Below are 11,945 nucleotides of genomic sequence, written 5' to 3' on the forward strand. Positions count from 1 at the left end.
AACGGGGCGGTAACTGCGAACGGTAACTGCGAAAATCAACGTGGTTTGTTCCGTCGGCGAGAGCTTGTTTGTTAGGACTTTAACAGGGTGTGACCGCACCCAATTCATCAAACGCATGGTGGAATTTGCTCAACTGAGCGGGTTGAGAATTCACCTCGTCTACCACCCGCTGTATCACAGCAAATACAACCTGATAGAACGCTGTTGGGCAGTCTTGGAGAACTACTGGAATGGCACAGTGTTAGATTCTATCGAAGCTGCCCTCCACTGGGCAGGAAACATGACTTGGAAGGGAATTTCTCCGATCATTCATTGGATCGAGGAGCTTAATTGGAGTGAGTTGATGCGTTTCAAGATTGCCTGCATCAGTGAGCTTACCAACCGCAGAGAAATCAAACCCCAGCAAAATAGCTAAATCCGCTTGATTCAATTGAGGCAGTTCTTCTTGTGAAATTGGGATAGCGAGTTGACCAGGAAGACTATTTGCGGGTTTTAGGATTTCAAATCCTAAGCTTGCAACTAGAGAAGAGCAATGGAGAAGAGCAATGGTTACTCTCTTGATCAAATAAGTTGATCTCTCTCATGTTACTGGTAGAGAGAATCAGAGCTTTTGGATGGGTCGCAATGAATGGCGCAAAGAGTTGACGTGCATCAAGAATTGATTGCTTCATCTCTGCGATAATGCGACGCGCTTGCTCTAGTTTGCGAACTGCTGCTGCGATCGTGTTTAAATTCGTTTCCATATTAGACCAATCCAGCACTAAAGCTGGCGCAATCTTTGCCAGTGTTGAATACTGCTTGCTCACATCTTTCATGCCTAGAATCAGGTCGGGCTTGCTTTTGAGTAAGACTTCAAGTGAAGGGTTGTAATGTAAGCCGATGTTTACAGGCTGAGTTGAAACGTTCCCTCTCTCAAGGGGCAAGGGTTAGGGCGAATTTAGCATTTCATACTGCGATTCAGCAGCGCCTCTGACTCTTGTTGATCGGCGTTACCATTTCTACAGACTTTTCGATGACTTCTTCCAGGTTTAAGATAGACAAATCCAGGGAGCGTAACCTGGTAGGTTGAACATCATTACAATTGCCCTCCTTTTTTGATTGTGCTATGCCGATTCCTCCTATCAAGCTGACCACTCTGCGCCGCAATGCAACGCCTCAATCCTTTGAGCGAGGTGAAAGCTACTATCGATCGGGAGCCGTGTCCGCTTTCACTCAGCGAGGCCATGTGCTACAAGCAGAAGTCGAAGGGAGTGAAGCCAGACCTTATCAAGTGACAATGCAGTTTGACGCAGGTGGCATTACAACTGCCCAATGTACCTGTGCCTATAGCTTTGGGGGTTGGTGCAAACACATCGTTGCCGTTTTGCTTGTGTGTGTCCACCAACCAGAAACCATTGAAGTTCGTCCTTCTCTGGAGCAACTCCTCGATCGCCTCGATCTCACTCAAACCCGGCAGGTCGTCCAGACACTTCTTGCGGATCATCCGCGCTTGATCGATGACCTCGATCGCCAGGTTACCTTAATCACTGCCGCTTCCTCCCCAGCGACCTCCTCTCCCACACAGACGAAGCCAACTCGTCGCACCCCCATCGATCCCGCCCCCTTCCGTCGTCAGGTGCAGCAAGTGTTTCGCGATGCTGTCGATGCCTGGGAAAGTGGCTATGACGATGATCCGGTAACCGACAACCTGCTGAACATTGTAGACAAGGCAGAAGAATTTTCTCAAATGGGCGACGGGGAAAGTGCAATGGCAATTCTGGAAGGCATTACCCAGGGCTGCGTAGACGACTGGGATGAGGTCGAAGACTATGGAGCAGACAGCAATGAAATTGTCGCAGCGCTCGAGCGCGCCTGGACTCAAGCCATTCTCATTTCTGAACTCACGGCGGAACAGCAGACCCAATTGCGATCGCAACTCCAAACCTGGCAGCAACAATGGGGAGAGTCCCTCTCGATGAGTCTAGAAGCCTTGCAGCAGGGATGGAGCCATCCGCCATTGGTGCGAGTGCTAAACGGCGAAATCACCGAATTGGGTGCCTGGGACAGAGAGCGGCCCGACTTTGCTGGCGACCTGGCATCGATCCGGCTAGACATTCTGACCCAGCAAGAACGCTATCAGGAATATCTCTACCTGGCACAAGCCGAAGGACAAATCGAACAATACCTCACCACGCTGGCCCGATTGGGACGAGTAGAAGAAGCTGTGACCGCCGCCCAAACCCAGATGGCCACCCTGGAAGAAGCCTTTGCCCTGGCTCAAACTCTGCGGCAGCAAGAAGCCGTTACCCAAGCTCTAGCCATTGCCCAAAGGGGGTTGACCCTACCCGGCAACCGTCTCTATGAACTCGCCATCTGGACAAGTGACCTGGCAGAAGGATTGGATAATTCGGCGATCGCGCTCACCGCCAGAGTCACCGCCTTCAAAGCCCAACCCTCTTTTGCGGACTACCAAAAGATCGAAGACCTGGCAGGAGAGAACTGGGCAACGCTGCGTCAAGACCTGCTGCAAATGCTGGAGAAGCACACAGGTTGGGGACTGGAAGAGGCAAAGGTAGATATCTTTCTGCACGAAGGACTAATCGATCGCGCCATTGCTGCCATCAAAAGCTTTAGCTACTACTCCCTGATCCATCGCGTTATGGAGGCTGCTATCTCCCAGCGCCCAGAATGGGTGATCGAAAATGCCCGTCAGCGTGCCGAAGACATTATGAATCGAGGCAAAGCCGATGCTTACCACCACGCGATCGAATGGTTGCAAAAGGCGAAAGCTGCCTATCAGCAGGCAGAATGGTCAGCCTACCGTCAGCAATTGATGCAAACTCACGCCCGCAAATATAAACTGATGGCAATGTTGCAAAAGCTTTGAGTGTTGTAGGAGATGAATGATGGTTCTGAATCGCACCCCCGAAACAATCTCAATCACGCTTGTCCCTCAGTCAAACGGACACTATATCTGCGAGTTATCATCCTCTTTTAGCAATTCTTCCAGAGAAAGCATTCAATGCTATGGGCAAACAAAAGAACATGCGATCTCAATTGCATTAGAACAGTTAGCCGATGCTTATCGCCAGATAGCGGAAGAACAGCAAAACATCGATTGGGATGCGATAGAACGATCGCGCTCTGGAGAGCCAATCAATCATCAGTATCATGTCATTCTGCACTACGAGCGCATTGCTGAAGATGAATCGAAGTTTGAGGCACTGCACAATACGATTATGGGAAACACAGTCGTTGAGAATGCCAAAATCACAGTCATTGAAATTGATTCGGACTTACAAATTGAACCCTAGAGCAATCATAAGAGTGAATGAGGCACCGCGAATTCCTTTGAGAAAACTTAGATCGATCGAATCTAAGCGCCCTATACAATAGAGATGCAACTTCCCCAATCCGAGTGCCCATGCTTGCGACCCGTACACTTCCTCATTTGACCCCGCAGGAATATTTTGAGTGGGAGGCCCAGCAAGACCTGCGCTATGAGTATTTTGATGGGCAAGTCTTTGCGATGACGGGTGGATCGCTCCCCCATGCTGACATTGCGCTAAATGTTGCGAGTGTCCTCCGCGAGGGTCTACGCGGACGCTGCAAAGTAAGAAACTCAGATGCAAAGGTCGGAATTACAGAGAATGGCCCTTTTGTTTATCCTGATGTCAGCGTTACTTGTAATGATCAAGACCGCACTGCTCAACAGTTTTCACGTCATCCTTGTTTGATTGTTGCAGTCTTATCTCCTAGCACCGAAGCCTATGACCGAGGTGGAAAATTCGCTCTCTACCGCCGTTTGGAGAGTTTGCAAGAGTATGTTCTTGTAGGATCTACTGCCAAGACGGTGGATGTCTTCCGGCGGAGTCAATCGGGGTCATGGACATTTATTCCCTATGGTGAAGGCGATGACATTGAGCTAGTGAGTGTGGGTTTGACAATCTCGATCGACGTAATCTATGAAGATGTGCTGCTAGTGCAACCTGAAATTCAATCTAATTCTCTGCTAAATGACAATGACTGAAATGGGTTCAAATTTGAAGATTAAATTGTGCGGTTCTCTAGAAAGAGTTGACCTTTGTAGAGTTATTCCTGAATCCGAATGATATCTGTAGCCTAAGAACTTATAATCCGTACTGTCCATGCAGGTAAAGATACAGTAGATGTTGAGTAATCCTCTTTACGTCACAAGTCATGGGGCAGCCTACGTTGGAGATTCCCTGGATTTGCTAGAGCAGCTTGAGGCTGATTCGGTTGATTTGGTGATGACTTCTCCTCCTTTTGCAAATTCCTAATACTGAAAGCAATTCTCGCTACCTTCAGCTCTGTAAAGCAGCGGGTGTTGCTCCGCATCCTGCAAGATTTCCTCAAAAGCTCCCAGCCTTCTTCATCGACTTCTTAACAGAGCCAGGAGATACGGTGCTGGATATCTTTGCAGGTTCTAATACAACGGGAACTGCTGCTGAGGCTTGCCAGCGCCGCTGGATCGCTTTTGAGCAGAGTCTTGAATACTTGGCAACTTCTGCCTTCAGATTCTTAGATCCAGCAGAAAGTAGTACTCAGGCGATCGCTCTTTTCAAGGAGCTTATTGAAACCTAAAAGACAATTCAAATCACTTGCCCTAAACAGCTACAGCTAGTGATTTAGAAAAGGTTTATTTGAGTCTCCTCATGCTCGTCGCGTTGGTAGACCAATTCACCTCGTCGAATCAACCGCATGGGTAGTTTAGGATTATTAATAGAGTCCACTGTGGTCAACTTTCTTTCCCAATCACCAAACCTCTCTGGGTCTACTGGGTGAGTTATGCTAATGCACGGTGAGCTACTTTGCAAACACCACGAGTGGAGGGGTGAAAGGCATTAACAATAGGCTCAAAGTAATCAAGCGTTTGGGTTATGGATTCCGAAACTTCGCCAATTTTGAGTGGCGGTGTCTCATCTACTGACATCTAGAGTTTGGTTCAGCATAACTCACCCGATAGACCCACAAGTTCGCCAACCGTTTTGCAACTATCTCAAAACCTATTACGACTTACTCGAAGGACTCGCAAAAGGCATGGGGCTAACCGTGAGCCTCAAAGATTTCTCGGAAGACGACATTGATAGCCTGTTAGAGTTTGGGGTAGAAGGCTTTATGAAAGGACGATCGCTGATCGGTACGCCTACAAGCTGTCAGCCTTTTGTAGAAGAAATTCGTGACGCGGGAGTCGATGAGATTGCCTGCCTGATTGACTTTGTGCAAAATACCGAGTTTGTTATGGCAAGCTTACCGTATCTCGATCGGCTCAGAATGATCTGCAACCAGAAAACTCCGGCTTCTGTGTAGTACATCAAGAAAAGATTTGAATACACCTGGCTTTGGATGCAACCACTCTATCCTAATTCCTTATCTATCAGTCCCTACAGCAAAGAAATTCCCTATTCGAGCAGTAAAGTTACACGAAATGATGGAGAGATCAATCATGGCTTCAAAAATCTGATCGCCCATCCAGAATTAGTCGATATCATTCCAGAACTTGCTTCAGATCAAGCGCTAAAATCTTTGGTTTGTGCGCTAAATTTTGGACACACCCAATTTTTTACGACAGGGTGCTTTAGCAGTCAGGTCAAAGAAGAGGACGGCTACCGATATAGTGGCTATCTTGAGTTTGCATGGAATTGTCAAATCTGTGTCCGCGATGCCATTAACTACTTCTCACTGTTTTTTCACTTTGAACAATTTTTACGTGACCATAGAGTGAAGCAAAGCGTCAGCTTTCAGTGGTTGCTCGAAGAAGCTCAATTTCTGGATGTTGAGATTGCTGGATTTTGCTGTGCCATTTTTATCAACACAGTCTGCTGCTCATCCAGTCATCAGGCTTATGCCGATTGGCAGGGATCATTGAGTATGCTGGAATCCTTCCTATGCACTATTCCAATGCAATCTTCTAGAGTAATTTACTAACGCTGCTCGTTGTAGAGGTATAGTGAATGTATGCTATTTTGGGTAGCTATTCAACGCGCTTTGGGGCTTAATATTTTGAATATATACGAGTTTGATGTCGTCATCGTTGGAGGGGGCCCAGCAGGCTGTACTTGCGCCCTGTACACATCCCGTGCCGGACTGAAAACCATTATTTTAGATAAAAATCCTGCGGTTGGTGCATTAGCGATCACTCACAAAATTGCCAATTATCCTGGCGTTGCGGGAGATGTCAGCGGCCATGAACTGCTGGATGTGATGCGCGATCAAGCCATTTCTTTCGGAACGTCCTACCAGCGTGCCCAGGTGTTTGGCATTGATGTTAGCGACTCGTTGAAAAAAGTCTATACGCCTGAAGGTACATTTATTGGGCGAACCTTGGTGTTAGCAACGGGCGCAATGGGTCGTGTTGCCTCATTTCCAGGAGAAGCGGAATTTTTGGGTCGTGGAGTGAGCTATTGTGCGACTTGCGATGCTGCATTCTATAAGGCGCGTGAAGTTGCTGTGGTCGGAATCAATCATGAGGCGATCGAAGAAGCTCAAGTTTTGACTAAGTTCGCCTCGACGGTGCATTGGGTGACGGTGAAAGACCCGCAACCTGATGATGAATTGGTTAAGGATTTATTAACTACGTCTAATGTGAAACATTGGAGCCAAACTCGCCTCACGTCCATTGAAGGCAATGAAGCAGGAGTGACGGGTGTGCAGGTCAAACCCAAAGGACAGCCAGAACCGCTCTCTCTTTCAGTGGAAGGAGTTTTTGTTTATCAAAGCGGCTCTAAACCCATCACCGATTTTATTGACGGTCAAGTAGAGTGTAATGCAGATGGCGGTGTGAAGGTCAATGAGATGATGGAGACAACTGTAGAGGGCGTTTGGGCGATCGGCGATATTCGGAATACCCCGTTTAAGCAGGCAGTTGTCGCGGCTGGCGAGGGGTGTGTTGCAGCGATGGCGATCGATCGCTTTCTCAACCGTCGTAAATCTATTAAACCAGACTGGGATCATTCTTAACTATGACAGTTACGCAAGCTAAACCCTCCTTTCTAGCCACCGTTTTTCAGTCCAATTCAAGCGAGAATCGCAGCTTTCAGCTTGCTTGGGTATTACTTCGAGTGGTCGTTGGGCTGTTGATGATTCACAATGGGCTAGATAAATTAGCAGATGTACAGGGATTTGCCACAGGTGTAGTGAAGTTTCTGGGCTTGCCCTACCCAGTCTTTTTCACGTATTGTGCTGCCTATGTCGAAATTGTTAGTTCAATTTTACTAGCTCTAGGATTGTTAACTCGGTTGGATGCATTCGCATTGCTGTTCACGATGCTAGTTGCCATTTATTTTCACATTAAAGGCGAGGGCTTACACATTAAGCCGCTAGAAATGGCTTCTCTCTACGCGGTGTCCTTTGGGTTTCTTCTGGTCAACGGCGGCGGCTTGTTCTCTATTGACACGCTCCTTTCTCGGCAGTTAAATAAAAGCTGATGAGGGCTAATCAAAGATTTGGGTGAAGCTGTTGGATAATCTGCTGCAAGAGTCGCGATCGCTCTGACTGTAGAAAGAAGTGATCGCCTGGTAACAATTGCAGCGAGAAGGATGCAGTCGTATGCAAGTTCCAGGCTTCTAGATGGGTCGGATCAACTTTGGGATCATCGCGACCGCCAAACGCAGCGATCGGGCAATCAAAGGGTGAATCAGGCTGATAGACATAGGTTTCCAACAGTTCAAAATCAGCACGCAAAGTAGGCAAAAGTAGAGCCAGATCGCTCCCAGACTGAGAGAAATTGCACTATACAACACATACCACCGCAGGTTAAACCAGATGTGACGCAGGGGCTGATGGCGCTCGGCAGGGCGAATCTGTTCGATCGTCATAAACACGCCATAGATCACAAAGGCAGTGAGGATGTACTTCACAAACTCTTTTGCGAATTCTAAAGGGGCTTGAAGCCATTCCATAGTTGCAGTGAAGGGGAGATGTGTAGCAATGCCTGGTAGCTTTTATTATGAGGGTAATTCGATCGAAGTGCAATCTGAGTGATAGTTACAGTGATGGTTACATTCCACAAGGTTCATCCTGGCTAACTCATGCAAAAATTGCACAGCTTTTTTCGGCGTTGCGATCGAAGGGATGAATCTGTGGAAAGTGTCAACTTTTTCGCCCCCTAAATCCCCCAAAATTGGGGGACTTTGAACGTTTAGCTTCCTGTTACATTGGGAGCAATTCATCCGGTGATTTAGCAATGCCTTTCTTCTAGTATCAAAAGGTTCTATACAGAAACTACTCACTACTGCATAATAGCGAGGTTGAATCAGCGATCGCATGACCACTGTAAAACCTGCAAGTTTGCCGCCGCTACCCCAACAAGTCTGGGTGCTGGGCTGGGTTAGCTTTTTGATGGACATTGGTTCTAAGATGATCCAGTCTGTCTTGCCGTTGTTTTTGGCTTCTACCCTTGGCGCAAATTTAGTAACGATCGGGCTGATTGAGGGCATTGCTGAGTTGACGGCAGCCGTGTTGAAAGTGGGATCGGGACAGATCAGCGATCGGGGAAGCAAGCAGCGTAAATGGTTGGCAGTCGCAGGCTATGGCTTTTCGGCTTTGATGATGCCACTCTATGCGATCGCTGCCAATCCAGCCTGGATCTTAGCGGCACTGATGGGCGATCGAGTAGGGAAGGGGATTCGAGTTGCCCCGCGCAATGCATTGGTTGCAGATGTGACTCCTGCAAGCCAACGAGGAGCCGCCTACGGGTTACGCTATACGCTGGATACGATCGGGGCACTGCTGGGGCCTCTTGCTGCTGCTGCACTACTGGCGCTGTCTGCCCAAAACACGCGGCTAGTCTTCTGAGCGGCCATGATTCCGGCGGCTCTAGCAGTGGGGTTGCTGATAGTAGGGATTGGCGCACCGCAAAAAACGATGACACCACAAAAAACAGAGTCATCAAAACGCCTACAGTGGCAACAACTTAAGCAACTTGGGGCAGGCTACTGGAACCTGGTGGGCGTGGCGTTTTGCTTTAACCTGGGCAACTCTAGCGATGCATTTTTATTGCTCAAAGCTGAGAGTGTGGGGATTTCATTAGCAGCCGTGCCGATCGTGCTGACGGTCATTCATATCGCCTCGGCAGTGAGTGCATATCCGGCAGGTTGGCTGTCCGATCGGCTGAGTCGGCGCGGCATTTTGTCAGGTGGATTGGGGATATTTGCCGTGACTTATAGTGGGTTGGCGATCGCTCAGAATCCCTGGCAAGTTTGGCTATTGCTCTTGTTATATGGACTCTATCAGGGAATGACGCAGGGAGTTTTGCTGGCGATGATCTCTAATCACGTCCCGTCTGAGTTACGCGGCACGGCGTTTGGGTGGCTAAGTTTGGTGACGGGTGTGGCAACTCTGATTGCAAGTGTGTTGGCTGGCTGGCTCTGGCAATCGATTGGAGTTTGGGCAGCGTTTGGGTTGGGCAGTCTGGGCGCGATCGTTGCGATCGGTCTATTGCTGATGCGAGGGAGCAGAGCTTAACGAACCTCTACCGACGAGAAGAATAGACGATCGAGTTGTTCTTGCAAGTCGGCTCAAGTTCGTGGAGCAACTTTCTACACCTAAAGGGCTTTGTTGCATGAAGCCAAAAAGAACAGAGTGAGCCTAAGCTCGACTTTATCCATTTCAATGAAGAGGAAATGGTAGCAAGATCAGAAATAGAAAAATTTGGAATGTTTCTGATGAACTTGCTACCGAAAGAATTACTTGCCTTCATGCTAGCGTTTGCGGCGTTATTTTCCCAGCGGGGTTGGAATTCGGTGATGGTGATGGTGGTGGGAGCGACTTTAGCGCCAGGGAAGCGGACGGTGAGTGCGATTTTACGAGTGATGGGATTGTCGCTCAACATCTGTAAAACACATGCTTCTTGTTGCCAAGCACAAAAATATCAGTAGAAGCGCCACCTGTCAGAGTATCTATCTCTTGAAGTCCTGGACGATCGCTGTCTGGATCAACGCCGATCAAAGTATCTTTTCCGTGTCCACCCTTGAGTTGATCGTGGCCACCTTTGCCAATCAGGACATCGTTTCCTCCTGCACTGTCAGCAGTATTGTCTTGGCTATCGCCTATTAGCCAATTATCTTTTTCTGGAGCAAGCCGATCAAATACATTAACAATGAATGTTTGGAAAGAGAAGCCAGATCGTCTCAAGGTTTCAACCTTTTGTCGGGACGTGAGCCAGTGTGTGACATTGGGAACGATCGCCCGATAGGCTGCTAAAAACTCCAGGTAATCTGCATTGACATAGGTAAATGCGGGGTGGTTTAAAGCTTTGACTGAAAGTTTGGTCTGGGTAAAATCAGGGGGCGGAGCGCTCAACAATCGTCCAATTTTCTGATGCTTGTCCAGATTGTAGAGTGGATTGATAGCAGGATTGGTAAAGGATTGCAGCATCGCTGTTCCCGCAATGAAGGCTTCTCCCGCCAAACTGACAATATCGCCATCCACAATGTAGTGCGTGACTGTTTTGTTTGCACCACCCTTTTGCAGAAACTGGTCAGCGATCGCGCAGCTAGTTCCAGGAGAACTGAATGTCACAACTTCCCCAACTAAATCAATTAGCTCTGCTGCAATAATCTGAGCGATCGCGCCCCCTAAGCTATGGCCGATGATGTCGGGTCTAGGGTCACTTTTGATTAGCCAGGTTGCGATCGCTTCTCGATTTGCAGCAAACTGGTTAGATCCAATTCCTTGAGGATCTTTGTTTGCAATGTCATCGATAGCTTCACTGGTTCCTCGAATGACGAATACAGGTGGTTTATTGGGAATTGTCGAAGTGAGTCCAAAGGCTTGAAATCCAGTATTAGGATCGTTGAGAGATTGGTCAAGCTTGTAGCCTGTCGTGTTGAGAAATTCGTTAATGGGTTTATCAAACTCAGGATTGCCCAAGATGTAGGCAATTTCTTTCGCGAGGATTTCGTAGACTGGGTGTTGTGTAGTCATGATTTAACTCCTTTAGTGGTGATTGATTGGTAAGTCTAAGATTGGCGAGCTGGTTGACTGACAAAACTCCTGAAACCCTCGATTCTTCGTAGGTTGGTGTTGAGCAACGCGAAACCCAACAGCAGCCTTTCTACCGTTGCTAACGTTGGGTTTCACCAGGTTCAACCCAACCTACCTGAAAAGATTTGCCAGTCAATCAGGATTGGCGAGTTATCTTGGATACGCTTTCGCAATAAAGGCTTTGTCTGTCGCCGAAAGCTGGCCATTCCAGCCAACTTCATAGCCATTGGTAGTCAGTTTTTTGGGAATTGGGTAGATCATGATGGACTTCGGATCAAATCGAGAAAATTGGGTGATAGTTCGGCTATATTTTTTGAAAAGATTGCGATCAATTTCCTCTTTTGTCCGACTGTTGGGTGGAGCCATGTAATAGCGGTAGACTGCCTCTTTGTTCCAAGAAATTCCTGCTTCTGGGTGTACGTGTTCGTGAATGCAGCCAAGCGCATGGCCAAACTCATGAAGTACATCCCTTGAATACCGTGCCTCAGGCGTATTGGACTTCAACAGTTCATAGTTCATGGTGGGTTGGTCTTTAGGAACTAGCAGAGCATCAGTTCCAAGGGCAGACCAGGTGCCTTCTTGCTTGAACGAGATACGAATTTCAGCTTGTGGATGATTACCAAAAGAGAATCGGATGTTGGCATATTGACTCCATTGGCGAGCGATCTCAGCAACTTTTTGATGAACAATCGGCTCACCATCTAGAAACCGAACTCGAAGCGTTCGACCTGGTTTCCACTTTTTAGCAGTTTGTAGTGCAAGTCTGGTTTTTGAAGCCGGCCCAGATTGCACAACTACAGCATTATCTGGATTCTCCGCGATCGCAATCTTCTGTGCTTCCTCAGACAAATTTGGAGCGATTTCGATGCAAATATCAAGCGGTGCAGAAAGGGTTTCAGCAGTTTTTGCAGATTCAGAAGTATCAGTCATGGTTAGTAGTCTCCTTTTTCAAAAGATAG

At 47.8% G+C, this 11,945-nt stretch carries 15 protein-coding genes and 2 pseudogenes; 12 read left to right on the forward strand and 5 right to left on the reverse strand.

The features are described 5' to 3' along the window. Positions 1-94: 94 nt before the first annotated feature. Positions 95-325, forward strand: a pseudogene (locus ACKFKH_RS08270) (ISAzo13-like element transposase-related protein); the annotation flags it as partial. Positions 326-500: 175 nt separating this feature from the next. Here ACKFKH_RS08270 and ACKFKH_RS08275 read toward each other — a convergent pair. Beyond that, positions 501-923, reverse strand: a complete 423-nt coding sequence (locus tag ACKFKH_RS08275; RefSeq protein ID WP_446857789.1) for an ABC transporter substrate-binding protein — start codon at positions 921-923, stop codon at positions 501-503. A 182-nt stretch (positions 924-1,105) separates the two neighbouring features. Between ACKFKH_RS08275 and ACKFKH_RS08280 the strand changes: the two genes are divergently transcribed. The 9 genes and pseudogenes from ACKFKH_RS08280 (at position 1,106) to ACKFKH_RS08320 (ending at position 7,427) form a co-directional block, all read left to right on the forward strand. Further along, complete coding sequence (locus tag ACKFKH_RS08280) at positions 1,106-2,866, forward strand: SWIM zinc finger family protein (protein WP_446857790.1); 1,761 nt, start codon at positions 1,106-1,108, stop codon at positions 2,864-2,866. 19 nt (positions 2,867-2,885) lie between these two features. Further along, positions 2,886-3,293: a hypothetical protein gene (locus tag ACKFKH_RS08285; RefSeq protein WP_446857791.1), complete on the forward strand. Its 408-nt coding sequence runs from the start codon at positions 2,886-2,888 to the stop codon at positions 3,291-3,293. Positions 3,294-3,403: 110 nt separating this feature from the next. Continuing rightward, positions 3,404-4,009, forward strand: coding sequence for a Uma2 family endonuclease (locus ACKFKH_RS08290; protein ID WP_446857792.1), 606 nt, complete (start codon positions 3,404-3,406; stop codon positions 4,007-4,009). Positions 4,010-4,266: 257 nt separating this feature from the next. Then, positions 4,267-4,584 carry a DNA methyltransferase gene (locus ACKFKH_RS08295; RefSeq protein ID WP_446857793.1) on the forward strand — a complete coding sequence of 106 codons (318 nt, stop codon included), beginning with the start codon at positions 4,267-4,269 and terminating at the stop codon, positions 4,582-4,584. Between the two features lie 217 nt (positions 4,585-4,801). After that, a pseudogene (locus ACKFKH_RS08300) lies at positions 4,802-4,930 on the forward strand (transposase); the annotation flags it as partial. After that, positions 4,915-5,310 carry a hypothetical protein gene (locus ACKFKH_RS08305; protein ID WP_446857794.1) on the forward strand — a complete coding sequence of 132 codons (396 nt, stop codon included), beginning with the start codon at positions 4,915-4,917 and terminating at the stop codon, positions 5,308-5,310. The pseudogene ACKFKH_RS08300 and the gene ACKFKH_RS08305, both read left to right, overlap by 16 nt. A gap of 36 nt (positions 5,311-5,346) precedes the next feature. Then, complete coding sequence (locus tag ACKFKH_RS08310) at positions 5,347-5,928, forward strand: hypothetical protein (protein WP_446857795.1); 582 nt, start codon at positions 5,347-5,349, stop codon at positions 5,926-5,928. 30 nt (positions 5,929-5,958) lie between these two features. Continuing rightward, positions 5,959-6,960, forward strand: a complete 1,002-nt coding sequence (locus tag ACKFKH_RS08315) for an NAD(P)/FAD-dependent oxidoreductase (protein ID WP_446857796.1) — start codon at positions 5,959-5,961, stop codon at positions 6,958-6,960. A 2-nt stretch (positions 6,961-6,962) separates the two neighbouring features. Then, positions 6,963-7,427 carry a DoxX family protein gene (locus ACKFKH_RS08320; protein WP_446857797.1) on the forward strand — a complete coding sequence of 155 codons (465 nt, stop codon included), beginning with the start codon at positions 6,963-6,965 and terminating at the stop codon, positions 7,425-7,427. Positions 7,428-7,437: 10 nt separating this feature from the next. On the opposite strand, the gene ACKFKH_RS08325 is transcribed toward ACKFKH_RS08320, so the two are convergent. Both ACKFKH_RS08325 and ACKFKH_RS08330 read right to left on the reverse strand, forming a co-directional pair. After that, complete coding sequence (locus tag ACKFKH_RS08325; protein ID WP_446857923.1) at positions 7,438-7,683, reverse strand: thioesterase II family protein; 246 nt, start codon at positions 7,681-7,683, stop codon at positions 7,438-7,440. Next, positions 7,566-7,901: a hypothetical protein gene (locus ACKFKH_RS08330; protein WP_446857925.1), complete on the reverse strand. Its 336-nt coding sequence runs from the start codon at positions 7,899-7,901 to the stop codon at positions 7,566-7,568. Before ACKFKH_RS08330 ends, ACKFKH_RS08325 begins: the two co-directional genes overlap by 118 nt. A 364-nt stretch (positions 7,902-8,265) precedes the next feature. On the opposite strand from ACKFKH_RS08330, the gene ACKFKH_RS08335 reads away from it, so the two are divergent. After that, positions 8,266-8,796 (forward strand): MFS transporter, encoded by a 531-nt coding sequence (locus tag ACKFKH_RS08335; protein ID WP_446857798.1) that lies wholly within the window; start codon positions 8,266-8,268, stop codon positions 8,794-8,796. 6 nt (positions 8,797-8,802) lie between these two features. Continuing rightward, positions 8,803-9,465 (forward strand): MFS transporter, encoded by a 663-nt coding sequence (locus ACKFKH_RS08340; protein ID WP_446857799.1) that lies wholly within the window; start codon positions 8,803-8,805, stop codon positions 9,463-9,465. A 360-nt stretch (positions 9,466-9,825) separates the two neighbouring features. Here the strand turns inward: ACKFKH_RS08340 and ACKFKH_RS08345 are convergent, their stop codons facing one another. Further along, entirely contained in the window at positions 9,826-10,926 is a 1,101-nt protein-coding gene (locus ACKFKH_RS08345; protein WP_446857800.1) for a hypothetical protein, read from the reverse strand. A gap of 210 nt (positions 10,927-11,136) precedes the next feature. Further along, positions 11,137-11,916, reverse strand: a complete 780-nt coding sequence (locus ACKFKH_RS08350) for a hypothetical protein (protein WP_446857801.1) — start codon at positions 11,914-11,916, stop codon at positions 11,137-11,139. Between the last annotated feature and the right edge of the window lie 29 nt (positions 11,917-11,945).

Source organism: Phormidesmis sp. 146-20 (assembly GCF_052939475.1).